This window comes from Microbulbifer regidiadema (SeqCode), from assembly GCF_052467605.1.
The window spans coordinates 1,247,711-1,273,708 of record NZ_CP174316.1; the positions used below are offsets into that span (position 1 = coordinate 1,247,711).

The window sequence follows — 25,998 nt, forward strand, 5'->3', positions numbered from 1 at the left end:
TATGGTAGTCAACCACTGTAGGCCACCGGTATAGCTGTAGTAACTAGTGATATAACTGTGATCCCCTAGCTTTAGTGAAATAAGGTTCCTCTCGCACCCCATGATTCGTAGGCCATCGTAAGCGCCCTTTAGCCAAAATTGTACCAGAGATAACGCCAGCAATAACTTGATAGACTTGCGTACAGAGAGGTCAATAACTACTACAAGGTGCACCCATAAGGCCCCAGATATACTTAACCTCAGCGGTCCACGCCTTATGGGGTTCATTTTAGATCCGACATGTCAATCTGTGGCTGCTTGGCTTTCCGCTATTGGTAGTTCAGCGGCCTACTCCACTGAAATCGATAGCCATCCCCAGCTTGAGTATTCACCTCAAACAAACAGGTTGATCCTAAAGTACCAAACTGGTGAAAATACCGGCATCCTTTTAAGGAATTTCAATGAAAAAAGTCTTGTTATTTGTATACAGGCTCTACAAACTGCTATTAAGTTTAATGAATTTTTAAGTCAGTCCGAGACCACTGAAAATGATAACTACGAAGAGAGCTCGTACATGTATGAGCTAGAGCCATACCGACAGGAAGAAGCAGCAGGGAGTATAACGATTCCTTTATCCCCCTGTTAAAACCACCATTTGATGAATTGAAAACAAACAAAAATTGCACCAACAAAGAGATCTAAACCCGAACTAAAAGAGAATAAAGCTGGTCCATAGCGGCTGTTAAGAGCAAATGCTTCAAGGATAACACGACCTGATAGTGAAGGATTCTACCCGAGCCTCTATCTGGTAGTACCATTTATACTGAACCAGGATTCTTGTTTTTTGGGTAAATACAAAGTTTATAGGTGCGGAAAGATTATTAGCCGCAGCACAGCTGCGGCCCTACCTATGCTTGTTAAGCTTTAGCTGTAATCTGGCCCCCAATCTCTGTCGACAAACCAATTCGCTGTCCAAGTGACAAATTCATTAGGATTAAATGCTTCATCCAAAAACTCCATATCCTTCACCTGGCCAGGCAACAGTGAAAGAACGTGATTCTCCTTATCACTTTCATAATCCCATAGATGGTACCTTTCATCTTTATTGTGTGCTGATCGGCTTGGTCCGTAATCCATCGGTGCACAGAGCCGAACCAAATTCTTGCCATCTTCTTTAGAGTAGAAAGTTAGGCGTACCTTAGTCATATTTCGGATTGCAGATTTAAATTGTTCTTTGTACATCAAGCCACCTCCCCAGGCCCATTGATTTAAACCACAAAGCTCACCAAGCGTTAAAATTCTTGTTTCTCAGATAAATTTACTAATCTATTGTGGCTAACAGAAGAATTTTCAAGGCTTGAGGGAAATAATTTAATCGCCAATTAAAAATCGGAATATATATAGAGCACCCGCCTCTTAGAGTAACAAAGCTTGTCAAGCTCACCGGTAAAAATAAGCATATTGTTACCTGCGTCCCAAGTCAGTTGAAAACCTGTAAGCGGAACAGGTGTATCAGTCAGAACCTGGGAGCAAGAGCCAAGCACAAACAGACGCCCCTTCCTTGCTCACCGCTAAGAGAACTACACGGTATAAGAAGTGACTGACAAGAGGGGGGGTAAATTGTCAAGAGATAAGGCTCATTTTGAGCCTTATCTCTTGCTGGATATACCTCACCAGTAATACTCATGAGGTCTATTATTTCCTAATGGAAAAACTAAATTTTCAGGGTCTTCACCCCTAAATATAGCCTTGCATAACTGCTTACTCAATCGCCTCCGGGGTTTAGTCATATAGAGCTGAACCCACCACCTTGGAGTATGGTTAAAGCAACATGTAGAATAAGGTCCTGTATACTTGCGCCGAATCCGACCATTTAGATCGCGATCTTTCCATTTGTTTTTCACGGACATCATTTAATCCTCTAGCTGTAAATAGCTAGAAGATGTCTTTGCTGTAATAGCCCTCTAAGTTGCTAGTCATCCTATTTCCTGCTGTTTTTAATCCGATTGTCTGAAAAATCAAATTCTGGCTTAGCAAAATGCCAGATTTTAATTTTAGCCCTACTCCTTTCACCCTCTGATACCGTGAGGTGTATACCCCCAACTAGTTCGGACATAGCCCTGTGCACTCATCAATGCGAAAGTGTAAACCGCCAAGGCTAACAACTAAAGAGGCAGATGAAAAAAACATCAGAAATTCAGGCAACCGAACCAATATCAATCAACCGATTGCCCCCTCAAATGTTCACAATCTAGCCTCCTGAAATTCCACCCTGACACCAAGATATCTTCACTCACAGCTTAAATATCAGTGATAACGAACTTATTAACTTAAACAACAAAACCAGAAGTTGAGACGATCGTCCCGGCCTCATGTTAAATATGAGTAGCAGCCAAGCAGAAACAAACCCCCATACCCACAACCTCTTTACCACCCATTGTCAAGAGAGCTGTTCAGATAAAAGGTGAAGATAAGGTGCGCAAAGAACAGGATCTCGACGAAAGATAGCCCTCTTGGTCTCTCTATTTTGATTCCAGCTTTGTAAGCAAGGACCTCGTTTCCAGGATACCGCTAGAGACCAAACGCCAACAAAAATAAACATTTTCATCGAGAAATGCTGAAGTGGCGAAAACAAAAAATTGGGACAAACACTGCACTTACAATACCGAAAGAAAAAAGTTGCGAGCTAAATGTTGCCATCTGCGCCACCCGCCTCGCACAAGTGAGCTATTCACTTATAAAAATAACAGTTAGCCCCCCCACTTATTACAAACCCATCGATTGCTTTAAAAACCCCTCCCCAGCAATAACGAACAATTGAAATTGAAACTCAGAGCAACAATAAGCGCCATTTTTTCTATTTTGTCGCCCTCCTCCTCCTTAAAGCTTACAGAATGTTGCACACTGTGTTTAATTCTGTAATATCCAAAAAAATACAGCTCAGGGCGTTGTCACAACATTCATCATGTATCAATTTACCTATGAACCCACACCCAAAAATGTCCTCCTGGATCTAATGGGCGTCAATCAACAGCACGAGCTTTCAACCAGCCAACTCAGCTTTATATCTGATGCGTTCGATATTTCCATGAATAATCTACGGGTAACCTTAAACAGATTGACCGGCACTGATTTAGTCACCCATGATGGCAGAGGCGTATATCGATTAACTGAGAAGGCTTTAACAAAGCGTGCCTTTATTAATCGCTGGCAAAAAGATACTTTTCATTATGATAATTGGAACCATAGCTGGCTCGCCTGCCATCTCCCAAGAGGAACAGCTCGCGCCAGCCGCAAAAGATCATTAATAGCACTTGAGTGGCATGGTTTTGCCGCTGGCCTGGACAATCTATGGGTGCGGCCTAATAACTTACGACTCAACTATACAGAAATAACCGCAACCTTAATAAATCTTGGACTTGAAGACGGTGCCCACTGCTTTATATTACAGGAAGCGCCAGACTCTCTCGCCAGTCAGTGGACCCATCAGTTATGGGATGTTGATCGACTCGACAGAGAATATGATGCTCTTATAGAGTCACTTGAAGACAGTCTAAAAAATCTAGCGTCGAAGCCGATCAATGTAACACTATCTGAAACCTGTCGCTTAGGGGGTGAAGCTATTCACCGCTTAGCCGTTGACCCACTACTACCAAAAGTAATTAGACCACAAAAAAAATATCAGCAACTAAAAAATATCCTACATGAATACGATCGGACCGGACGCAATATCTGGTTAGACCAATTAAAAAGGTTAGGCGTTAACGAATAATTAAACAAGGTGACCCCAATGGACATCCCCATTAGCAAAGAAGAACTCAAGCCATTCCTACAGCGTAGTGATGCCAAAGCCTGGTGGATAGTGGTCAGCGCCTGGCTTGGCATAGCAGGTATTTTTATTGGAGCAGCATTGCTACCACACTGGTCAACTTATCTTGCCGCAGTATTTTTACTGGCGGGTCGCCAGCAGGCCTTGGCGGCAATCATGCATGAAACCGGGCATAAAACACTCTTTAAAACCCGATCCTACAATAAGTTTGTATGCAAGTGGCTATCTTCACCTTTTCTGCTAATGGATGGTGAAACCTATATTAAGTGCCATTTAAAACATCATCGAAAGGCGGGGACAGATCAAGATCCAGACCTAAAAAACTATAAAGATTATCCTGTAACCAAGAAAAGTTTAATCAGAAAATTTGCTAGGGATTTCTTGGGGATTACAGGCTTGAAAGCAAACTTATACCTGCTTTTAAGCGGTCGGGACTTATTAAGCCGAGAGCAAAGAGTTAACAATCAGTTAGCTCGAGGAGTGTTTGTCAACTTTATTATGTTTGCCGTATTGTGGATCTCAGGCTTCCCACACTTATATGCTTTATGGGTAGCGGCTTACCTCACTGTATATATGGCTATTATACGGATGCGTCAAATCGCAGAACATGCTGGGGTCAAGGACCTCTACGATCTGGAGCCCAAATATAATACTCGCTCACTCCCAAGAGGCATACTAGGCTTACTGTTTGTCAGCCCCACCGATGGCCTAAGCTACCACTGTGAACACCATGCTTTTATGGCGGTTCCCACCTATAACTTAAGGGCATTACATCAATTACTGAAGTCTCGTGGCTACTATGATGATATCGAGTCAACCAATAGCTACTTAGGTGTTTTGAAACAGGCACTAAGATAACCGGCAGCTACTATTAACTTACTAGCGGCGGTGCCTTCTGAGATAGAAAATAGATTCAGGGCAGACCGTGAAACATTCTGCCCTTTTAGCTTGAGCAATATTCTTCACATAAAGCTCTATTCTTAAATATTACAGCCGCCAAAAAAATTCCTGCAAATTAATCAGGGACCAAGAACACCCCCTGCAATATCTCTGCGGGGTTTTTAGGGTGTTCCCCCACCCTACACACCACAAAATCACTCAGAGGCGCCTGGCACAGCGCCCACCCTCACTCTATTGGCAAACTACATGCTCTGTCGCCTTCCGAATCGCCGCCGCTGCCAGCAAATAATTAGAATTCAGGGTAGGCAGAGGTAAATTTAGATCGCTAATAATTAGTGGTATTTCAGTACAACCAAGTATTACAGCATCGCAACCGCTATCTTTTAAATTATTAATTACCCCCTGAAAGTAAGCGGCTGATTCTGACATTAAAACACCACAAATCAATTCCCGCATGATTATACGGCTCATTTCACTTGTCTCTTTCTCTGTCGGGCGCCTCCAGCCAAGACCCAAGCTTTCTATTTTCCTTTGATAAACTTCACTTTCTACCAGCCATTTAGCACCTAAAATCCCAAGCTTCTGAAAACCTCTAGATTTTGCCCTTTCTACTACAACCTCAACTATATGCAGCGAAGGTAATGGCGATTGTTCATCAATATACTCAAATGCTTGGTGGATAGTATTATCTGGGCAGATTAGGAAATCAGCGCCCTGCGCCTTAAGCTTATGCGCAGAAGAAAGCATTAACTCAGCAACCCCAGCCAAGTCATTGGAATCTAGACGATTTACATAGCTTGCCAGAGAGTGGGTATGCATGGAAATTTCTGGGTGCGAATGCACCCCTAAAACTTTAGCACTTTCACTGCATATTGTTTTATAACAAAGAGCAGCCCCCTAAGCAGAACAACCAACTATACCTATATGCATGGGTGAAACATTCATTTCGCGACGTCCTTTGCTCACAGAGTTCACCTTACATTCACGACCGAACCCCTACCAGAGATATCATTTTGGCTTAACTGATTGTAAGCGGTCGGCTTTGATTTTAAACCAAACAAATAACGAAAAATCCCTATAGGCCTTACAACCCAAAAACACAGCAAGCTACATACAATGAATGAGCACAGCAACAAGCTTATTGACTTTATTGCAATACCTGCGTTCCACTGCACGATATAAAAGGCCAACGCCACAATAACGGTTTGATGTACTATATAGAACGGATAAATTAATTCATTAGCAGTATGGAGCCATCTGGGCGTTTGCTTACAAAACGCACTTGCGTACCCCACCAACGCCAACAATCCAGACCAAGAAACGAGTGTACAAACCAGCCACCAGAGTTGCCAACGCACCTCTAGTGCCACGTACTCACTAATATCAGGCTTGAAATAGTAAGCATAAAACAGTATAGAACTAAAAATGAACCACTTTAAATTTACCAAACGATTGCTGGTTACAGACCTCCATATCTTGGGACTACGAATGAAACACATACCAACAAAAAAGAACAGAAAGAAAAACAATGAAACTGATAAGTTATCAATACCCTTGTCCTGGGAAGGCATTAGAAGCTTGAGACCACACCTCAACAACAAAAAAATGATTACAATTGAAAACAGCCCATGCTTAAAGGATACCAAGCGTTCCATCTTATGGATAAGAATAGCCCCCAGCCTACTATCAAACCCCAATCTGACTGGAATAGCCAACAACATAAACACAAGAAGAAATTCAATAAACCAAAGGTGATTCGTCTCAAATGATAGAAACAGATGTTGATAAGCGTCAAATATGCTCGTGTAACTATTTATTTCCTCAAAATAGTTTTGTGGTGGCACTATGAGCATGGTGGCAAAAACCAAGGGAACAAAAAGCCGATGAAATTTACCAACCAAAAACTCTCTGGCATTAACTTTTCTTAATAAAAGTAGACTTCCTGCTCCAGCAATAAAAAAGAGAGTTTGCAACCTCAACTGCTCAAAGTATACCATTACATCATCGAGCAACTTACTTGACTCTCCATTCATTACGTGCCATCCATCACCATTGAATGGCATAAATACATGATGCAAAAATACAGCCAGAATCAAAAAGACCCTTAACCAGTCTAATTCAGAATACCTTTGTGCCACCATGCCCCTCCAACCTTCCATTAGCTTATAGTGAGTTATAATATTCGTAGAAAATCCAGGACAATATGTAGAAAACCTCTACTTTAGCAACCTCTTTAGCACGGAGCCAAATTTCCCGCTTGGCCAATTGCCGTAAGGCAAGCATTGAGCACTTCTGTTGTTACCCTCGCCCTATTGAAAACAATATCGCACAGGATAGCAAAGACCAGCCCCCAATAGCCCACATAGGCAAAGCCAGTATAGTCAGAGTAAATAATCGTATAGAACCAGTTTTGTTCAAAGAGATAAAAGTATGAGCAAACCGCTGTTGACGCCAACATTAACCCACCGGGTAAGAATAGCTGCTTGACCGCTCTCGGCTGCATAAATGAGGCGATTAGCAAGAAAATAAAAACAGCTGCATTTACCCCCAAGAAAATACGCACATCCAAAGTTAGTTTATGGATAATTTCCATATATTTAACATGGCTAAACTCAACAAGTTTACTCTTAGCCGCTTCGAGGGAGGCAAGCTTTGCCTCCATAGATACTCTGATTGACTGCTGCCACTTTTTTCGGCACTCACAGTCTAGATTTTGAAGTTTTGCAATTTGTTCGGCCAAAATAGCTGGCGCATCGGCTTTGAGTTGCTGCTTTACCTTTTCAAGGCTCTTCTCAGTTTTAGCGCGGAGTTCTCGCGCTTTAGCGCCAAGTAGCACTTCTAGCTTTGTTGGCTCTGGGAGCTGTACGGCATCAATCTGCATATTTGCCTCAGACTGAAGCTTCCATTCAATAAATGACTTACCCGACTTCTCGATCACATGGGGATCAGCGAATGTAAGAAGGAATAGAGGGGCAAATAAAATCACGCCTAGAACTCCAAAAGTCCTGAGAAACACCCTTTCCACTTGGTACTCCAATGCTATTTGATGGCTATTTTAGGCTCTATTGAAATAGAACCTATTCATATTAGCGTAGCGTACAGCACAAACTGTTCAGCTCCAAACTAACCAGCAAGAGGTAGATCTCTCAGTGCTTCCTGATGAAAAATTTTCACTGCTTTACAGCCATAACAATGGGAAGCCTAAATAAGCGGATCACTGATACCCTAAAACACTAATAACACCTCAGGAGCCTGAGTGTAATCTGGCGGGATCAGGTCAGCAGAACAGAAACCTCTGAATTATTTGTAGGATTCACAAACCTGCAAGCCTCTATAGGCGGTTCTGCGGCTGTTATTATTAGGTGTTACATCACAGGATTCGATTTAAAGGCGGGGGCGATTTACATCAATGTTTGACTGTACGCGCGCTCAGCAGATTATAAATCTAACCATATCTGTGTTGAGCACACAGTAAATTACGAGCTAATAATATGAGGGGCAAATAAAAGGGGGCTCTATATAGCCCCGCAATATCTCTGCGGCGCTTTTAGAGGCCCCCTAAGCTTTTAGAAAGGACTTGACACTTGTTTAAATGGGATGTGGTTGCTTAGGGTAAGCTATCTCGCACCTCTTTCATGCGTTTACCAATCACCAAATGTGCCGCCGGATCATAGTGGTAGTAACCGGAGAGATCATCCGTATCGTGCGCTTCAACATTATAGGTAGCGTCTGCAACATTTTGCTGGGCTGACTGAATAGCACCACTTGAATCGCCGTAATGGCTCTTGGTGATGATAATAGGCAGGTCGTAATCATTCAGCGCTTCGCGCATGCCATCTACTAAGCAAGTCAGATTCGCTTGATAATTACTTTCATTTACTGATTGTCCGCCATCATTCCAACCTTGGAACCAGATAAAGCTATCAATCTCTATTGTCTTGTTTTCATACTGTGGGAAATAACTGGCCAAAACCTCTGGATCGCGCAAGGCTTCAATTTTTTCCAGCATGGCGGTGTAAAGAGAGTCCTGGTTTTCTTCGTCCTCCGTCCACTCATTAGCGCTAGAGTCGTGGCAGCCGGGCACTTTCCAATCGACCCGTAAGTCAGTGCCGCCCTGCACCACTTTTAGGAGCAGTAAATCACCCTCGGTCTCTTCGCCAAGATAGTGGCCAAAAGTGAGTTCCGGACCATAGCGGTTAGTGGATACACCATAATTTGGGAACAGCTGCCCGTAGCGCTCTGAAAACGATAGAGAACCGGTATCGTTTAGTGAACCCTGATACTGGAGTACAGTGACATCATCCCGTACAGATTCAAGATCTGCGCTAAGGTGCCCATCAGCATAAGCCTCGGCCACCTCCATAGCGGAACTCATTTGCATCCAGGCATCGTAGTTATAGCCATAAGAGCCATCACTTGAAGAGAAATAATAACTGCTGATGGTGGCAAAGAGTCGATCGGTTAAATCAAAATCACGGCTGTCGCAAGTCTCCCCAGAGAGGGAGTCCAGGCTGCCCGCGCGACAGAGGAATTGCCCAAGCTTTTGTACCACCGGATCTTCGCTATCACTGCTCAGTCTCTCACTGTAGTCATCTAGCGAGTCAGTATTATCGATAAACTGTTCGTTGATTTGCTCATCACTGATGTCTGTTGAGCCACAGTCTGAATCACCATAGGTATAGTCTTCATTGGCATGGCAAACCAGCTCCTGCAAGCGATCCAAGCGGGTGTTATTGCCTTCCATATTGGATTGACCAGCCATCACTACAACTTTGACGGTATCACTATTAGAGCTATCCCCCACTGGGTCAGAGTCGATATCACCGCCCGATGGATAAATGGCGAAGTCATAATCGTAAAACTCGAAATCCCTAAAAGTATCCGGAGTAGTAACCACCAGCGCATAGAGCTCGTGATCTGCCGGTACAGGAACTACGGTGCTGGAAACCTCACCTGAGCTGTCAATATCAAACGGGTAGTAGCTGCGAGAGCCGGTGGAAGGGTTGTAGACCACTGCACGGCCACGGAAGTCTGCATGTGCGGGGTTATTTTCAGCATCCACCCTAACGGCAATGGTGTAGTTGTTATCTTCAGTGATACCTTCCACCTTAAAGGCATTAAACGCCCAGGAGCCGGGTACATAGCCGCTATCCATATCGGTCCAGCTGTTACCGGTTCCTTCGCTATCGAAGGTATGGGTAAATTTATTGTCATGAGTGCTGGCATCGGGGTGCTCATCCAGCATTCGGCTCAGTGAAACTGCTTCCGATATCTGGTAGGCCTCGCTCTCAACCATATCCCAAGTTGTAATACGTGCAGCAAAATCTGCAAACAGGGCTTTCATATCGTGCCCCTGAGCCGTTAGATAGGCATCGGCAGCTTCCAGGTCATTAAGCCCATCCCTGGAATTACGGAACACGCCCCCCATTAGATCCTTACTAACTGCGTAGTTGGTAAGCCATGACCAAAAAATATACGCCCCGTATTGATGACCGCCCTTGAAATCATAACCGTATTGGTGATCTACCGGGGAGTCTTGAATAGCCCACAGGCTAATATGCGGGTGGAGCGTATAGTAGCCCAAGAGGCTGTCCTTAACTCCGGGGATATTGTGATCCGCTCCCCAGCTGGCAGAGGATTCCAGGGTGTACTTTCCACTGGCTTCCCCTGTAACTCTGTTTAGCCTCCCCTGGTAGGAGTGGAAGTTCTCATGCAGCCAGTGCTGGGCATTTGATTGAGTTAGGGGGTTATCTTCTAAGGTGTAATCCTTAACGAAGGTGCCGCTGATCGCATCGTTTAGTTCCAGGTCCCGTGTGGAGCCGTCATCGCTAAAGTAGGTGCAGAGCTCACCCTGACCGTACATACCGGCCTCAAAGATATTCCGCTCCCAGACGCGCTCTTGAGCCACAATATAGTGCTCAAAGTTTTCCATAGTCTTATCGGTGTCATCAGGCCACCACTGACATTGATAGGTTGAACACAGGTAATTGTTGTAACCATCATAGGGGCTGGTGGCAACCATAGCTTCATTACATTTGCTGCCCCCTAAGTCCATAACCTCATCATAAGTCAGCACACGCTCGTAGAGGCGCACATCCCAGATCTTCCCGGCAAAGGGCCCAAATTGCAGCATATCGCCCAAGTGGGCATAGCTTTCACTATCGATCGCTACTGAAGAGGATGCCTCCCCATTCACGTAGACAGTCAATGTGCCATTATCAACTGTGAGTGCTATATGATTACAACTGCGGGTCTTTAAAGTGCTCTCAGTATTAGAAAACTGCTGACTGTCTTGACTACCCAGCTGCCCGACAACACCACTGCCACTGGTGCCCACATAAAAACTGCCGGCATTATTGTTAGTAGTTGGATCGGCGATTGATCGCACCATCACTTCATCACCGTTGGCGCTATCCGGAATAAACTGAAATGACAGACTAAAGTAAGCGAGATCGTCTTGCTCGGGAAGGGCGATGGTCATATCCGCACTATGAAAGTCATTGCGGCTCACGAACATAGTGCGGCCTTCCACCTCCGGGTCTGAGGAGGCGCTTTCTGTCAGGGCGGTACCCTCAACAACCACACTATTACCACCGGCTACATCGCGGAATTCCAGGTGGGAGGGAACGTGCATAAGTAAGCTGTCAGAGGGTCCTTCCAGAAAATCACTGGCACAATCATTTGCCGCAACCTCAATCGTTACCGTCGCAAGATTGCTGGCACCGCTACTGTCAGACGCCATATAAGAAAAGCTGTCAGTACCGGTAAAACCTGTTTCAGGGAGATACTCCCAGCGCTGACCGCTGCCGGTTAAGCTGCCATGAGTAGGTTGGGATTGAATGGTATATTGCAGCGAGTCTAGATCTGCATCATAGGCGGCGAGAAATATAGATTTAGCCAAACGACCATGTGCAGCCATCTGCACTAATTGGTCATTGGCAATAGGTAGGCTATTACTACGACTATTTTCAGAAGGTGTGTCTACGACTTCCCCCCCTGAGTTCTCACCGGCAGAATCCTCTTCCGATGTTGCCTCATCACTACCACCGCCCCCGCCACAACCAAAAAGCAGTGCGCTTAATAATAGTAAAAACGGGGCTTTCAACACCTTTTTGGATTGAAGTTTTTCATTTGAGCTTGTAAACATGCTGACCATCTAAAGATTCTGAACTTAACGAATAAAGCTTATCCGTGCATGGCGCCCCATGCCGTGAAATAGTTCTTTAATTTAGCCAGCCTACTTCACAGTTCTTTACTTTTACCTATATCGATTTTTTATACTTTTGTGGTCAACTTTTTTTTGGCGATACGCATTGATGGCGACAAAGTCACAGCAAGAGACGTTAGCCCACCGCCAAAGTTTTCATGTTTCGCCCCATGACCAACCTCTAGCCCAGCAAATACGCCATATAAAATTATTATGCAATCTACCACTTGGTACGACCGAACCAATAATAGTGCAAATTTTCACCAAAGGATCAAGATTGACAGGCCTGCCATGCTGATAGAGCTACTTCAATTAGAAACAGCCACATCTTTACTTCAATTTCGGAAACAGCATAGCCATCTCTTTCAATACGCTTAATGAGCGAGGCCTTCTTTTCCTTTAATTGTCTGCGAAATTCAGAGCACAGCGCCCCCTTCCGGAAGTTTTTCTGGAGGAGTTAACATTCCAATCTTCTCGTAATAGCAAAAATTATCGCGGGAGCTTTTCATCTTTTTTCAATAGAGTTATTCGGCAAACTCAAGCAAAACCTACCACCGGGCGGCTAGCCCCCTTATGGCACATAGTGTTGGATTTTCATTCGATTAAAAGGCGAAGCGAGCCTTTATATTATCGGGGACAATAATTGCAAACCCTATGGATGCACTAGACCACCGCCAAATCAAGCGTAAAGACTTAAGGAGCCTCTAAGTAACTCCGTAATGCCTCTGCGGGTCTTGAAGGCTACAGATGTTAGGCGCAGCTCGCCATGAATGGCCACAATCCTTTATAAGACAAGGTCCGCTCTGCGGGGCTTTCAGAGGCACGCTAGAGTAAAGGGAGATACACATCCCAAAATAGGGCCAAACATTTGGTTGCAAATGAAACCCTCGCCCTATTCTTTGCGGCGCAGTAGGATAAGTCATCCGCCTGCAAGTGCAGTGCGGCACTAAGGAATAGAGTAACCAGAAGGCACCATGACCACACAGCAGTTCGACGACTTAAATGTTGTCTCCCAGGAAGTCCTCATCAGCCCGGAGACGCTGAAAGCAGAACTCCCCATTAGCGACGCCGCCGAAGCGACTGTCGCCAAAGGGCGCGCCGCCGTACGCGATATCCTCGACCGCAAAGACCACCGCCTAATGGTGGTTATCGGGCCCTGTTCCGTTCACGATGTGGACGCCGCAATGGATTATGCCAAGCGTCTGAAGGCGTTGGCAGACAAGGTTTCCGACACACTTCTGATAGTAATGCGCGTCTATTTTGAGAAGCCCCGCACCACTGTTGGCTGGAAGGGGCTTATCAATGACCCCCACTTGAACGACTCCTTCAAAATTGAAGAGGGCCTACATATCGGCCGCAAGCTGCTAATGGATGTCGCCGAACTGGGGCTACCCACTGCGACAGAGGCACTGGACCCGATCTCTCCCCAATACCTGCAAGACCTTATTTCCTGGTCCGCCATTGGTGCGAGAACTACCGAGTCACAAACTCACCGGGAAATGGCCAGCGGCCTCTCCTCTGCTGTAGGCTTCAAGAACGGTACTGACGGTGGCTTGGAAGTGGCTATTAATGCCTTGCAGTCTGTCGCCAATCCCCACCGCTTCCTCGGTATCAACAAGCGCGGGCAAGTTGCGATAATCCACACCGCCGGCAACCCCTACGGCCACGTTGTACTGCGCGGTGGCAATAACAAGCCGAATTACGACTCCGTAAGTGTCGCTATGTGTGAGCAGGAGCTACGCAAGTCTAATATCATGCCAAACATTATGGTCGATTGTAGCCATGCCAACTCCAACAAGAACCACGAGCTACAGCCCCTGGTGGTCGACAATGTGACCCACCAGATTCTCGACGGCAACCAGTCGATTATCGGTGTTATGGTGGAAAGTAATCTGAAGGCCGGTAATCAGAAAATCCTGCCAAACCTGAGCGATATGGAGTATGGGGTTTCCGTTACCGACAAGTGTATCGACTGGGAAACTACAGAGTCTCTACTACTGCGGATGGCCGAGCAGTTGCGCGAACCTCTAAAGGCACGCACTTCTTAAATAGCCCGCCCCTGTAAGAGGCCCGCGAAGGGCCTCTTACCCATCAAAGCTAGCGACAATTCCCTACTCATCATCCATCTCTTCGAGCCGAGCCTTAGATAAAGCCGAAGCTACAAGGCCTGTCGGAATTGCAACCACCCCCAACCCCGTCAAAAGCACAAAGAAAGTAAATATTCTCCCACCAACAGTGACCGGGTACATATCCCCATAGCCCACAGTAGTCAAAGTTGTAACCGCCCACCATAAACTATGAAAAATAGATTTGAATTGCTCTGGTTGAACTGCATTTTCAAAATAGTAGATACCTACCGCAGATAAATAAAGCAAGATAAGTGCGGTTACACCAAACAACACCAACTCTTCCTTAACCATTCGAAATGCACAGCCAAACCGGGCAATGGCTTTACTATAGCGCAATAGCTTTAGTACTCTGAAAACCTGAAATAGACGAACAACCCTAAGCGCCCTCAAATCCAGCCCAGAAGCTATATAAAAAGGCAAAAATGCCATAAGGTCCACTAACCCATAAAAACTAAAAATAAAGCCCAACCTATTTTCAGAAAAATAAACGCGAAGCACATACTCCAAAGTAAAAACTAACACTGTAAACACTTCAAACAGGTGTAGTGCGTCCTTCTGCCCCTGAGTTAAATCAGGGAGAGTACCGATAGAAAAAGAAATCAAAGACGCAACTATCAAGCACTGAATAAAGACAGCCCAGGCTTTTTTAATCTCAAAACCTTTAATCCAGGTTATAACTCTCAACTCCACCAGAACACCCCACCTACCCTTTCACATCGGATTTATACAAATCGAGCCCAAATACCTCGACACTAAAACATCAGCATACAGTTTTACTTCAGCTAAAATTAACTACTCTACTGAGAGGCTTAAATCTCCACAGCTATAGAGTAAGAAAAGGAACAAGAAAAACACCAAGAAACGCCATCCAGTGTTTAGAGTTGAGAATGTCAAATGGCTCTTCCACAGTATGAGCATCCTCAAAATCCTTGCGCATCACACCAATATCATGCACCACCGGCTCTCCCGATTCAAAGACCAGTGCTTTAGGTACATACAGAGTACTATCAACCAAGTACACCCTGCCCTGGAACTTAGAAGCCAACTCTTCTTGAGTGCTGTGACCGACCACAATGTAATTCACATCATAGTAATCCAGAGTATCATCAACCAACTTCTGATTAGCCTCTGGGTAGCCATCCATTCCATACGCATAGCCACGATACTGTGTTGGTGAGAAGCCCCCGACTAACAAACTATCGTCTATATTATTATCACCAGACAAATAGGCTCGATGGGAGTTATTAAAATCATTAATACTTAGATCCTGCTCTAACACCTGAGCGCTGATACCACCGTGAGTAAAGAGCACAGATCCAAGTCTAAGCATCACCTTCTTACTTCTTAACCAAGCCCCTAAAACGGTATCTTCGGCCAAAGCTTGATTATAAGCTCTCAGCTGTTCTATAGCCCATAAGTGCTCTGCCTCTACCGATTTTATTTCATAGGAAAATGCATATTGCTCATGATTCCCCAACAAATAATGTACCGCGCCACCGCTATCCGCCGCCTGCTTCTCCAGATGATAAATAAACCAGAGCAAGTCATAAACATACCGCCCCCGATCTAGTACATCACCAACAATTACTAACTGCCCAGTGCCATATGACCAATTCCCCTGGGCATCGATAACACCAAGGCTGCGAGCCCATTCTTGGAAGAAGTCCAAATCCCCCTCCAAATCACTGACCACTGCTATTGGACTTACCCCATCATACGGCTGGAATTCAACCTCACGCTGCCTCAAAGAAAAATTTCTCTTATCGGCCCCGCACCTCAAAGTAAATTCTGTAGAAGTAGAGCGCTGCTCCTCAACCCGATCTTCACAAAACCACCGAGAAACATAGTCATTTGTAGTTCGGATTATGACTGGCCCTTGCATCTTTTCAATTTTCGGGTCTTCCGCAACCCGGCTCAAATCTGCACGCCATCTAATAGCTGTCTCTCCAGTAGGTATCTTAATACCTTGAACTACCTGCCCCGAAGTTTTAATAATCGTACTACTATTAAGCAGGCCAGCTATGCCGACAACCCCAAGAATCGACAATACAAAGAGTAAAACCAGCCCTCGCTTAACAACCACTGCAACCACAAATAACTCCCTTTATACAAACTAAATATTTTTCAGATAGCGCTTTTCCAAAACCAGCTCCCAACCTCAAGAAGAAAGAGCCTGCACCATCGTACCCCTTCCCAATGGAACTGTCCGCCTATTAAATAGAAGCCAAATACATTTGAAAAGCAAAAAACAGCAAAAGCTGCCCGAAATATGCGGAATTAGGCCAACTGCCCTTGGTAGGAATATGAAATCTATATCGCCAAAAAGTCCTATAAATTTTCGCGATACGCTTAAGACTTGAAAAGAAAACCTGAGCAAAATTGACCCGCTATCAAGCGAAGCGCCCCAATTGGGGCGCGCAATGCTCATCTAAAATTCGATTGTGGCTACCCGCTCCAGCTCATTAAGAGGCTACAGCGCAAGCTCCAATGCGGCGCGGTTACAATAAGCGGCTCGTACGATCTCTCGGACTTCCACAGAGATCATCTCCACTTCAGGCAATACTGTACATAGAGCCTTAGCCAGCAACTGAGCCAAGTTTTGCCGCTGCTCCACACTTCTACCAGACAGCAGGCTGCATTCAAGATGTATGAAAGGCCCTGGATTGCCCCCTACCAAGTAGTGCTCAACCGGTAGCATACGAACTTTGATATCCCCCGACTCAAAAAGAGCAGACTGATCTGCGGCCATATGTACTGAGGCCAGCAAACCAGGAACATCTATCGACGCCAACATGCTTGAAGGACACTGGATAACACAATGAGGCATAAATACTCCTAAATACATTTATCAAGAAAAAGCTACATAGCGGGAGCCGGTACCGAATCTGCCGGCAGTAGGCGATCGATCGTCCAGTTCAGGATATGGGATATCCAAAGCCCATCCTTATCCACGTAAATTCCATGCACGAAACCAAAGTGCTCCGCACCCCGCCCGGGCTGCCCCTGGTAGCGTATCTTGAGATTGCCAGAGAGATCGTACTGCCGCAGCTCCTCGGCCCGTGCATCCGTCATCCACAGAGCATCACCTCTGAGAAAGAGGACATAGGGATAACCTATATCCGCCCACTGATTTACGTAGTTGCCATTAGAATTAAAAATCTGCACCCGCTGATTTTCACGATCAGCGATATACACTTGCCCCGAGGCATCAATCACAATGGAGTGGGGAAAATTAAACTCACCAGGGGCAGAGCCCTGACCACCCCAGGTAGTTACCAAAAGGCCCCTCTCATCCAGTTTTACAATGCGGCTATTGCCCTTATCCACGACATAAATAAACCCATCTCCATCTACAGCTACATCTTGAGGCTGGTTGAACAGCACCAAGTTATAGTCACGATCAAACCAGCCCTCACTGGCCGTACCGCGCTTCCCCAAGACCAGCGCCACTTCTCCACTGGGGGCAAATTTCAGCACCAAGTGTGTAGCGGTATCAGTCGTCCAAATATTGCCCTGCTGGTCCACGCGGAGACCGTGTGGGTTTTCAAATAGCCCGGCCCCTATCTCCCGGACAAAACGCCGCTGTCCGTCAAACTCCAGCAGTGGATGCGATCCTCGGTGAAACACGACAAAGTGACCATTATCTCTGCGAGCCACTCCAGCAACCTCACCAAAGTACCACCCGTCTGGCAGCTCAAAGTCACCACTTTTGATATGAAATAGCGGGTTGCTAGGGGAGGGCTCCGCCAAGGCAAAAGCACAGGGAAGCAAAATCAAACACAGCTGTATAACCACTCTCATTGGGAGTTCCTTTTACTCGTCAGTCTACTGGGGTATTGTCACTTTTTCCCAAAGGTGCGTTAATGGTAGGATATTGATATTCACTATTTCCCAACAGGAAACTATTGGAGGCTTCTCTGGACCGGTTTCACTTAATTCAGGTATTCAATACAGTGGCGAGGCAGGGCTCTTTTACCCGTGCTGCGCGAGAGTTGGGATCAACCGTGTCTGCGGTGAGTAAAGCCATCCAGCAATTGGAGCAGCGGTTGGGCACTCGCTTGATTCACCGCACCACTCGCGCTCAAAGCCTGACGGATGCGGGGCGGGATTACCTGGAAACGACAGAGCGTATCCTTACTGATTTGCGAGAAGTGGAAGAGCGCTTGCATAGTACCAAGGGGCAGCCTTCCGGCTTGCTGCGAGTCACAGTCCCAACGGCTCTGGGACAATTTTGGCTGGCACCGCGACTGGCGCAGTTTACTTCCAGGTATCCAGATATCCGCCTCGACCTGATCCTGGATGACCAACTGCGGGACCTCACGGGAGAGGGATTTGACTTGGCATTGCGCTCCCAACCTGCCCCAGCCCACTCAACACTCTATTCACAACAGATTGGTCAACACCAGCGTCTTCTGGTGGCAGCCCCAGACTATTTGGCCGCACTTGATTCACTTTCCTCCCCAGAGCAACTCAATACATTCAAGCTGCTGTGCTACAAGTACAGCCATGTTCCCGTGTCTTGGGCCTTCCAAAAAGGGCAGGAAGCAATCACTATCGCCCCCAACCCCCACTTCTCCAGCAATAACTACTATGCGCTCTACCAGGCGACGCTGTCCGGGGCTGGAATAGCCTGCCTCTATGACTATCTGGTAGAGCGGGATATTGCTGCGGGAAACCTAGTGCAGATCCTGCCGGATTGGCAGCAACCGAGTAGGCCTCTTTTTGCGGTTTACCAACAGCGAAGGGCAGCCTCTGCCAAGCTGGATGCCTTTTGGCAATTTTTGGCGGACAGCTTCCACAGCAATGCCCGCTAAGGTACTTTTCTGCGGAATTTAGCCGGCACTTGACGAGCGGACCATTTGATTAGCCAGAACGGGAACCCCGCTATAGGTGGTCTCTAGCTCTCCGGTCACCACGAAACCATACTTGCGATACAGGTTTTTCACCGGATCATTGGTCTTGGCAACCTGTAAGCGAACTTCCCCGTTGATTTCTCCCAGCAGGTGCTCCAACAACTCCTTTCCTATACCTTGACCTCGCACCGAGGGATGAACAAACAGCGCTCGAATCTCATTCTTATATCGAGCCCCATAGCCAACAACCTCACTATTTTCATAAACATAAATATCTGACTCCATCAGCTGAGCCAAACGCTTTTGATCTTTATCCAGCGGAAGCAGGTTAAAATTTCGACTTTCAAAGCGCAGCTCATCTAGCTTTGAGCGCGCATAAATATCCAGCACACTTGAGTAATCATTTTTATTATACTTTCTAATCATCTTGAGAATGAATCCGTTCAAAGGAAGATAAGTTAAAATTTTATTGCCTGAATTATCAATTGAGGCTGGAGAGACAGCAAGAGCTATTCAGGTCTTGTTCGGTGGCGCCTCTCTAACAAGCTGTCACTTTAATCGATCCGCAAAGCCATCCACAATCGTACCATCTACAAAGTGGCAAATATCGATAAACAGCATATCTTTTCAGAGTAACAAGCAGCGACGGTAAAAAATATTTGAACAAAGCGTATAAGTAATCACCACGCAAATGATAAAAATTGCGCAGCGCCCTTAAATAAAGTCATTAAAATTCTACTAAGTGATTACAATTACCGCATCCACTGACATTTCAGCAGGTTAGCATACTTTTGTCATGCTATTCCTCAATGAAACCTATCTTATGGAGACTGTAGCTTGGTATAGAGCCATACTGGCAGCAATAACTAAAGTACCATGCAGCCCTCCCCTTCCAGTATGAAATCCTGAACTATGCTTGGGCTAATCCCACCCTCACCAGCAATGGAATTAAAATGACGAATAAGCACAAAGAAATATCGAGGTCTCTATTGGAATTATGGGGTGACAATGCGCCTCATAAAGCCACGGCCTATCTCTCCTCCGATTATAAGAACCATCAAATGCCCTATGCCGGTGGCGGCACCTCCGTGCTATCCACGCAGGACTGGCAGAAACTTGTCACAGACTTTCACAAAGGCTTTTCCAATGTAAAAATGGAAGTTCTGCTACAAGTAGCTGAAGGGGACTATGTCTGCACCCGTTGGAAACTGACGGCAACCCACAGTAAAAAATTTCAACAGTATGAAGCTACGGGAAAAACCAGTAGCTGGACCGGTGTCCACACCGATCGATATCAGGATGGAAAACTAGTGGAAAGCTGGGTTGACTGGGACAAATTTACTTTTATGGAGAGGTTGGGTTTAGTAACCTAGCCTGAATTACCAGCGATAAAATCCCAGCAACTGAGCTTTAATGAACGATCAAAATGCCTACTGTTTTGCTAACCGGCTTCGAGCCCTTCGGTAACACCCCGATAAATCCCGCTGAATCCGTTATGCGCTTACTGGATGGCACACAAATATCCAACTGTGATATTCAAGGCCTTTTAGTGCCCAATAATTTCTTTGAAAGTATTGATCTTGTTACCGCTGCAATTAAGACGATAAAACCTCAATTAGTAGTGATGCTGGGGGAATACAGTGGCCGCGCAACGATTACTATCGAGAGAATTGCACAAAATTATAACGATTCCACCAGATATCACCTAAAAGATAATCGGGGGGTTGAAATGCAGGGGGAAGCAACGGTACGAAATGGCCCAGTGGCCTATCGAAGCACACTTCCTATCCGCGCAATGGTAATGGCCATGCGAAACACTGGCGTTCCGGCAGATATATCCGATACTGCCGGCACCTTTTGCTGCAATCACCTGATGTATGGCGCTCTACACTATCTTCACCGCCAATAAATACTGCTAAATTATTCAGGGCTTCCTAGGAGGTAAAAACGCTAGATTTTACCGTAATCAGAGTTGCCCCTATAAATATCAGCGCAATACCAGAAATCGCGCAGGTGTCAAATTTCTGCTGCCAAATAAAGACAGATACTGCACAGACAAGTGCTATCCCGACTCCAGACCAGATCGCATAGACCATACCTACATTCATGGTTTTCAAAACGAAGGCCAGAAATAAGCTCGCCAAAGAGCAAAAGAATATGGAAGCCATACCCAGCCACCACTTCTCCCAGCCATTTGATGCCTTGAGGAGCTAAGCAACAACCGTTTAATACAGCAAACTATCACCAAGTGCCTGTAGCGTTTATATGAAAATTACTCATCGTCTAAGAGAGAGAATCTAATCATCACACCCCTGAATGCTGATATCACTTCGGAGCAGATATCATCACCTCTGCCCTCTCCGGCATACATCATCAGTCAAAACTCAGGTTCTCCAGGGACTGAAAGACTTATGGCTCCCCAAATAGATCAGGAAAACTTTATCTTTAGCACTAAACTGTATATATTTCGATAAATGCAGAATTTATGATCAAATCGTGATGGAAATCGAAGAAGCAGCCAAGTCACTCAAAGAGCTCGGACACCCAACCCGGCTATTGATTTACAAAAAGGTCGTCAAAGCCGGTTTACCGGGTATTCCTGTAGGCAGTATTCAGGAACAACTAGACATCCCCGGCTCAACCCTCTCTCACCATATATCAAGTCTGGTTTCAGCGGGGCTGGTCTCTCAGCGACGCGAGAGTCGCACTCTTTACTGTGTGGCAGAGTATCAGCACTTAATTGAAGTTATTCAGTTTTTGCAAGATGAGTGCTGTCATGATGATTTCAATTCATCGATAAAGTACCCTGACGCCAAGTGCACACTGCAAGATCAACACTGAATGACCCTAGCTTTGCTCCGGACAGCCCCTATTAATCGCATTCCGGAGCTACCCGCCCCCTCCCAGACAGCCAGCTTATAAGTGCCAATAGACTAAGCGCCCAAAAAACAATCAACCCTGGTCAACGCTCTCGCGTAAGTTGAGATCAACCTCTAAATCTCGGGGCTTTACTACACCCACATATTTCGATTAATCTAGAATCATAGATATTAATTATACAGATGACCTTGTGGCCATTACTGTCGATAAGGAGAGAAACCATGCAGACTATCCAGCCTAATACCGTCCAGGCTGCCGGTGAAGCTGCGGAGTGGGGACTTGCCCACGGCCTCGCGTTCAAGAAGAGCGATGGCTCTGCGATCCATGTCCCCTTTAGCTTCACTCCCAGTACTATAGATCTCGATCATTTTGAGGCACTAAAGAAAGCGGCACCTCTTCTGGCAAGACTTATCCATACAGTCTCAGAGGATCACCAATTCCTTCACGAAGCCATCAGCCCCGTCGCTCAGGGCGACGCATTCTTTAGTGCCCTGCTAGTCATGCATCAGCAAATCAAGGATGCCGCGCGCCTCCCCCTCCTGATTATGAGGAGTGACTTTATGGACGATATAGATCACGGTCCAAAGCTGGTTGAATTCAACGGGATCGCCGCAGGAATGGGACCATTCGGGCAGCGTATTCACGAGTTGCATCAATTTATCCAGTCACACTATCCAGAGCCTTATACGACTTGGTCCAAGCCCCCTTATGGCCCACTGATTGATAACCCCAGTATCGAAAGGCTATCCCAAGGCCTTGCCGAAGCGGCAAGCACCATTAAAAATGAATTTAAAGATGGCGGCAGCCCAGTTTTTTTAATGGTGGTTCAGGAAGACGAAGATAATATCTTCGACCAGCATCTGCTCGAATATGCCTTAGCAGAAAAAGGGGTGCGCACGGTACGCAAGACCTTTCGCGAACTTAACGAGAGTCTAGCCAGCGGCCCCGGCAACAGGCTGCTTCTACAGGGGGTAGGCCCCATAGACTGCGTTTATTTACGAACTGGCTATAACTACTGCGATTATGTCGCTAAAGACCTGGATGGCGAACGCTGCTGTGAAACACTGATGCAAACGCGGATATTGCTTGAGGACCACCGAGTCGCAATCAATGCAACCGTGAGCCAACAGCTGGCCACCAGTAAGCGCGTACAAATGACCCTTTCATCCATGCCTGCACAGGAGCTAACACGCTTTAACCTGTCTCTAGATGAAGCTATCTCCATCAAATCATTACTCGGCGACATAAGACCAATATCAGCAGATACGCTGGAGTGGTTCAGCAAGCAGGATTCCGCTCACTGGGTTCTCAAAAACCAGGGAGAAGGCGGTGGGCACTGTATCTTTGACCACGATATCATGCCAAAACTCAAGCAGCTCTCAACAGGCGAGTACCCCGCCTGGGCACTGATGCAGCGCTTAAACCCCGCTCCTAGAAGCGGCCCCGCTCTGATAGTCAGAAATTCCGAACCGCACCTGCTAGATGATTTGATCAGCGAAATAGGTCTGTTCACAATTCTCAGCAACGGCAAACCAGCCACTTTAGAACAGGGTTACGCTGGCTATTTGACCCGAAGTAAATCATCCCGGGCGACTGAGGGCGGTGTGCACAGCGGCAATGGTGTCTTAGATTCACTAATGCTCAATATTGCCCAACACCCACCAGTCACTCCATAGAAGTACTCTCCCAGCAACCCTAAAGGTTATTTCTGCTTTTATAGAAATATATTGACACCGCTCAGTATTTCGGCAATTCTAGAAATATCAAATCTTCAACTAAGGAGTTGAAACAATGTCCCCAGAGTTTGCATCCATGCTCGAAGAAGCTCTCTCTATGTTTGCTTTTCTTGCAGTTGAGTTAACGGTCCTGTTTCTAGCGGTCAGCTACCTTGTTGGCGTATTACAGCAATACATTACCCCTGAAAAAATTCAGGCAACCCTCAGTTCACGTAATGGCCGAGGCTATGTGATATCTGCGCTCCTCGGTGCCATTACACCTTTCTGCTCATGCTCAACCATCCCCTTTTTAAAAGGATTACTCCGAGCCCGCGCCGGCTTCGGGCCAATGCTGGTATTCCTATTTTCCAGCCCCCTACTCAACCCGGTAGTTATCGGATTGCTGGTCGTTACTTTCGGCCTTAATGTGGCAATCTTCTACTTCTCTCTGGCAATGGCGGTATCCATTACTGCGGGATTTGTTTTAGAAAAGCTCGGATTCGAGCGCTTTGTCCGCGATGAAGCCTACCGGGAATCAAGCAACAATAATTCCAGCTCCCCCACAGATAAAAAGGGAACAGGTACCAATCCACTATTTAATAAAGCTGAATTAGCGACTGCAAGCACAGTGCCCGCAGCAGCAGTCGCGACATCACTCACGGCCAATACCGAAACCACTTCGACCTGCGGAGCCGGTACTTCAGCGGGCAACAGCTGTGCAGCGGATAAAACAGAAACCCAGCAGCCCAATCGTTGGATCAGTATCTGGTACTCCACCTGGAAAGACTTTAAGAAAACCCTTCCCTACCTACTACTCGGTATCACTCTGGGATCCTTCATTTACGGATTTGTACCGACTGATTTAATCGTAACCTATGCCGGTGACAATAAATGGTACGCAATCCCAATTGCAGCCATTATCGGCATTCCACTCTATATTCGCGCTTCTGCTGTTATTCCTCTGAGCGCAGGCTTGGTGCAGAAAGGTATGGCTCTCGGATCGGTAATGGCGCTCATTATCGGTAGTGCCGGCGCCAGCCTGACAGAGGTTATCCTGCTGAAATCCATCTTTAGAACCCAGATGATCGCAGCATTTTTAACCGTTGTTTTAGGTATGGCTGTTACAGCCGGCTATCTGTACACCCTTCTGTTTTAACACCAGATATTTTAAAGGTACTGACTGATGAACAAGATACACGATGCCATTATTGTTGGTGCAGGTCCGATTGGAATTGCCGCTGCCGCACAACTCCTGTCGAGAAACTTAAAGCCACTGGTTTTAGAGAAGGGGATCTCCGTTGGTAGCGCTATATTAGAGTGGGGGCATGTTCGGGTATTTACTCCCTGGCCCTATGTGATTGATAAGGCTGTGGCTACCTTGCTTAAGAAAAATGGCTGGACCTACCCCGATAAAGAGCAGCTACCCACAGGCCGTGAAATGGTGGATAAGTATTTAACCCCAGCCGCCACAACCCCCGAATTAAAAACAGTAATTACCTACTCTGCCGAAGTGACAGCAATATCCCGGGAAAACCATAGCAAGCACACCTCAACAAATCGCGACAAGGCTCTCTACACCGTTCACTACAAGGATGCTTCTGGCAATACCCATATCCAGTATGCAAAAGCGATCATCGACGCCTCAGGAACCTGGTCCAACCCTAACCCCATTGGGCGAGACGGACTTCCCGTACCCGGTGAGATTGAGAATCGCGACCTTATTACTTACGGAATACCCGACATTATCGGTACCGACAAACAAAAATATAGGAACAAGCACACTCTGATTCTCGGTGCTGGGCATTCCGCCATGAATATCGCTCTCGCACTTATCAATCTTCAGAAAAGCGAAGCTGACACACGCATCAGCTGGGGTATGCGAAAAAATGATATTGAAAAACTCCTAGGCAGTGGCATCAACGATAAGGTTCCCGCGAGAAAAGAATTGGGTATCGCAGCCAAAAACGCCATCGACAGTAAGCTACTGGAACTACTGCCGCAAATACAGATAAAACAAATCAAAAGAGAGGGCACAGAACTTCTTGTCAGTTTAACCAGCGGTGGCGAAGACCAGGAAATAACGGTCAACCGCATTATCGTCGCTACCGGGTTTCGCCCCGACCTACAAATGCTGCGTGAGATAAGGCTCGATATCGACCATATCGTAGAGGCCCCAAAAGCCCTCGCCCCCATGATAGATCCCAACCTCCACTCTTGTGGCTCAGTAAAAGCACATGGTGCCGAGGAGCTATCTCATCACGATGAGAACTTCTATATCGCTGGCATAAAATCCTATGGCAGAGCCCCCACATTCCTTATGCTGACTGGATATGAACAGGTTCGCTCTATTGCCGATAAGCTTGCTGGAAATTATGAGGCCGCCCGCAGCGTTAAACTCAATTTCCCGGGAAGTGAAAGCAATACCTGCACACAAGCTCAAAATTCTATTGACTCCGAAAGAACTACGACCTCTCACTGCTGCTAGCCACACGGTCTGATACTTCTG

Annotated in this window: 20 protein-coding genes and 1 pseudogene; 10 read left to right on the forward strand and 11 right to left on the reverse strand. The window is 46.2% G+C overall.

The features are described from left to right. Positions 1-903: 903 nt before the first annotated feature. Positions 904-1,221 carry a hypothetical protein gene (locus ACJJIF_RS06045; RefSeq protein ID WP_444931337.1) on the reverse strand — a complete coding sequence of 106 codons (318 nt, stop codon included), beginning with the start codon at positions 1,219-1,221 and terminating at the stop codon, positions 904-906. A gap of 1,723 nt (positions 1,222-2,944) precedes the next feature. Here ACJJIF_RS06045 and ACJJIF_RS06050 point away from each other — a divergent pair. Together ACJJIF_RS06050 and ACJJIF_RS06055 are read left to right on the forward strand one after the other, a co-directional pair. Then, positions 2,945-3,751 carry a hypothetical protein gene (locus ACJJIF_RS06050; RefSeq protein WP_444931338.1) on the forward strand — a complete coding sequence of 269 codons (807 nt, stop codon included), beginning with the start codon at positions 2,945-2,947 and terminating at the stop codon, positions 3,749-3,751. An 18-nt stretch (positions 3,752-3,769) separates the two neighbouring features. After that, positions 3,770-4,666 (forward strand): fatty acid desaturase family protein, encoded by an 897-nt coding sequence (locus ACJJIF_RS06055; RefSeq protein WP_444931339.1) that lies wholly within the window; start codon positions 3,770-3,772, stop codon positions 4,664-4,666. Positions 4,667-4,939: 273 nt separating this feature from the next. On the opposite strand, the gene ACJJIF_RS06060 is transcribed toward ACJJIF_RS06055, so the two are convergent. From ACJJIF_RS06060 to ACJJIF_RS06075, 4 genes are all read right to left on the reverse strand, one after another. Continuing rightward, positions 4,940-5,551, reverse strand: coding sequence for an aspartate/glutamate racemase family protein (locus tag ACJJIF_RS06060; RefSeq protein WP_444931340.1), 612 nt, complete (start codon positions 5,549-5,551; stop codon positions 4,940-4,942). A 128-nt stretch (positions 5,552-5,679) separates the two neighbouring features. Further along, a complete protein-coding gene (locus tag ACJJIF_RS06065) occupies positions 5,680-6,846 on the reverse strand; it encodes an acyltransferase family protein (protein WP_444931341.1) in 1,167 nt (388 codons plus the stop codon). Between the two features lie 95 nt (positions 6,847-6,941). Beyond that, positions 6,942-7,733 (reverse strand): V-type ATP synthase subunit E family protein, encoded by a 792-nt coding sequence (locus ACJJIF_RS06070; RefSeq protein ID WP_444931342.1) that lies wholly within the window; start codon positions 7,731-7,733, stop codon positions 6,942-6,944. A gap of 582 nt (positions 7,734-8,315) precedes the next feature. Then, entirely contained in the window at positions 8,316-11,855 is a 3,540-nt protein-coding gene (locus ACJJIF_RS06075) for a sialate O-acetylesterase (protein WP_444931343.1), read from the reverse strand. Between the two features lie 1,034 nt (positions 11,856-12,889). On the opposite strand from ACJJIF_RS06075, the gene ACJJIF_RS06080 reads away from it, so the two are divergent. Beyond that, the gene (locus ACJJIF_RS06080; RefSeq protein ID WP_444931344.1) at positions 12,890-13,963 is read left to right on the forward strand and encodes a 3-deoxy-7-phosphoheptulonate synthase; all 1,074 of its coding nucleotides are present in this window, start codon (positions 12,890-12,892) and stop codon (positions 13,961-13,963) included. Positions 13,964-14,026: 63 nt separating this feature from the next. Here ACJJIF_RS06080 and ACJJIF_RS06085 read toward each other — a convergent pair whose 3' ends face one another. The 4 genes from ACJJIF_RS06085 to ACJJIF_RS06100 all read right to left on the reverse strand — a co-directional run bounded on the left by ACJJIF_RS06085 (position 14,027) and on the right by ACJJIF_RS06100 (position 17,845). Next, entirely contained in the window at positions 14,027-14,734 is a 708-nt protein-coding gene (locus ACJJIF_RS06085; RefSeq protein WP_444931345.1) for an ion transporter, read from the reverse strand. A 133-nt stretch (positions 14,735-14,867) separates the two neighbouring features. Further along, complete coding sequence (locus tag ACJJIF_RS06090; RefSeq protein WP_444931346.1) at positions 14,868-16,136, reverse strand: metallophosphoesterase; 1,269 nt, start codon at positions 16,134-16,136, stop codon at positions 14,868-14,870. Between the two features lie 378 nt (positions 16,137-16,514). Further along, positions 16,515-16,871, reverse strand: coding sequence for a 5-carboxymethyl-2-hydroxymuconate Delta-isomerase (locus tag ACJJIF_RS06095; RefSeq protein ID WP_444931347.1), 357 nt, complete (start codon positions 16,869-16,871; stop codon positions 16,515-16,517). 32 nt (positions 16,872-16,903) lie between these two features. Then, positions 16,904-17,845, reverse strand: coding sequence for a peptidyl-alpha-hydroxyglycine alpha-amidating lyase family protein (locus tag ACJJIF_RS06100; protein WP_444931348.1), 942 nt, complete (start codon positions 17,843-17,845; stop codon positions 16,904-16,906). Between the two features lie 104 nt (positions 17,846-17,949). Here ACJJIF_RS06100 and ACJJIF_RS06105 point away from each other — a divergent pair, with 104 nt between their 5' ends. Next, complete coding sequence (locus ACJJIF_RS06105; RefSeq protein WP_444931349.1) at positions 17,950-18,858, forward strand: LysR family transcriptional regulator; 909 nt, start codon at positions 17,950-17,952, stop codon at positions 18,856-18,858. 18 nt (positions 18,859-18,876) lie between these two features. Here ACJJIF_RS06105 and ACJJIF_RS06110 read toward each other — a convergent pair whose 3' ends face one another. After that, positions 18,877-19,323, reverse strand: a complete 447-nt coding sequence (locus ACJJIF_RS06110) for a GNAT family N-acetyltransferase (RefSeq protein WP_444931350.1) — start codon at positions 19,321-19,323, stop codon at positions 18,877-18,879. 527 nt (positions 19,324-19,850) lie between these two features. Here ACJJIF_RS06110 and ACJJIF_RS06115 point away from each other — a divergent pair. Beyond that, on the forward strand, positions 19,851-20,270 hold the full coding sequence (locus ACJJIF_RS06115; protein WP_444931351.1) for an ester cyclase: 420 nt from the start codon (positions 19,851-19,853) through the stop codon (positions 20,268-20,270). A gap of 53 nt (positions 20,271-20,323) precedes the next feature. Then, the gene (locus ACJJIF_RS06120) at positions 20,324-20,806 is read left to right on the forward strand and encodes a pyroglutamyl-peptidase I (protein ID WP_444931352.1); all 483 of its coding nucleotides are present in this window, start codon (positions 20,324-20,326) and stop codon (positions 20,804-20,806) included. A 25-nt stretch (positions 20,807-20,831) separates the two neighbouring features. Here the strand turns inward: ACJJIF_RS06120 and ACJJIF_RS06125 are convergent. Further along, positions 20,832-21,095, reverse strand: a pseudogene (locus tag ACJJIF_RS06125) (DMT family transporter); the annotation flags it as partial. Positions 21,096-21,396: 301 nt separating this feature from the next. Here ACJJIF_RS06125 and ACJJIF_RS06130 point away from each other — a divergent pair. From ACJJIF_RS06130 to ACJJIF_RS06145, 4 genes are all read left to right on the forward strand, one after another. Further along, the gene (locus ACJJIF_RS06130; protein WP_444931353.1) at positions 21,397-21,738 is read left to right on the forward strand and encodes an ArsR/SmtB family transcription factor; all 342 of its coding nucleotides are present in this window, start codon (positions 21,397-21,399) and stop codon (positions 21,736-21,738) included. Between the two features lie 260 nt (positions 21,739-21,998). After that, positions 21,999-23,453 carry a hypothetical protein gene (locus ACJJIF_RS06135; RefSeq protein ID WP_444931354.1) on the forward strand — a complete coding sequence of 485 codons (1,455 nt, stop codon included), beginning with the start codon at positions 21,999-22,001 and terminating at the stop codon, positions 23,451-23,453. 115 nt (positions 23,454-23,568) lie between these two features. After that, positions 23,569-24,648 (forward strand): permease, encoded by a 1,080-nt coding sequence (locus ACJJIF_RS06140; protein WP_444931355.1) that lies wholly within the window; start codon positions 23,569-23,571, stop codon positions 24,646-24,648. A gap of 27 nt (positions 24,649-24,675) precedes the next feature. Next, positions 24,676-25,977, forward strand: a complete 1,302-nt coding sequence (locus tag ACJJIF_RS06145) for an NAD(P)-binding domain-containing protein (RefSeq protein WP_444931356.1) — start codon at positions 24,676-24,678, stop codon at positions 25,975-25,977. Positions 25,978-25,998 lie beyond the last annotated feature (21 nt).

Bases quoted from the DNA above. Each gene is read 5' to 3' on its own strand.
- ACJJIF_RS06045 (WP_444931337.1), bottom strand. From the start codon at position 1,221: ATGTACAAAGAACAATTTAAATCTGCAATCCGAAATATGACTAAGGTA.
- ACJJIF_RS06050 (WP_444931338.1), top strand. From the start codon at position 2,945: ATGTATCAATTTACCTATGAACCCACACCCAAAAATGTCCTCCTGGAT.
- ACJJIF_RS06055 (WP_444931339.1), top strand. From the start codon at position 3,770: ATGGACATCCCCATTAGCAAAGAAGAACTCAAGCCATTCCTACAGCGT.
- ACJJIF_RS06075 (WP_444931343.1), bottom strand. From the start codon at position 11,855: ATGTTTACAAGCTCAAATGAAAAACTTCAATCCAAAAAGGTGTTGAAA.
- ACJJIF_RS06080 (WP_444931344.1), top strand. From the start codon at position 12,890: ATGACCACACAGCAGTTCGACGACTTAAATGTTGTCTCCCAGGAAGTC.
- ACJJIF_RS06095 (WP_444931347.1), bottom strand. From the start codon at position 16,871: ATGCCTCATTGTGTTATCCAGTGTCCTTCAAGCATGTTGGCGTCGATA.
- ACJJIF_RS06100 (WP_444931348.1), bottom strand. From the start codon at position 17,845: ATGAGAGTGGTTATACAGCTGTGTTTGATTTTGCTTCCCTGTGCTTTT.
- ACJJIF_RS06110 (WP_444931350.1), bottom strand. From the start codon at position 19,323: ATGATTAGAAAGTATAATAAAAATGATTACTCAAGTGTGCTGGATATT.
- ACJJIF_RS06115 (WP_444931351.1), top strand. From the start codon at position 19,851: ATGACGAATAAGCACAAAGAAATATCGAGGTCTCTATTGGAATTATGG.
- ACJJIF_RS06120 (WP_444931352.1), top strand. From the start codon at position 20,324: ATGCCTACTGTTTTGCTAACCGGCTTCGAGCCCTTCGGTAACACCCCG.
- ACJJIF_RS06130 (WP_444931353.1), top strand. From the start codon at position 21,397: ATGGAAATCGAAGAAGCAGCCAAGTCACTCAAAGAGCTCGGACACCCA.
- ACJJIF_RS06135 (WP_444931354.1), top strand. From the start codon at position 21,999: ATGCAGACTATCCAGCCTAATACCGTCCAGGCTGCCGGTGAAGCTGCG.
- ACJJIF_RS06140 (WP_444931355.1), top strand. From the start codon at position 23,569: ATGTCCCCAGAGTTTGCATCCATGCTCGAAGAAGCTCTCTCTATGTTT.
- ACJJIF_RS06145 (WP_444931356.1), top strand. From the start codon at position 24,676: ATGAACAAGATACACGATGCCATTATTGTTGGTGCAGGTCCGATTGGA.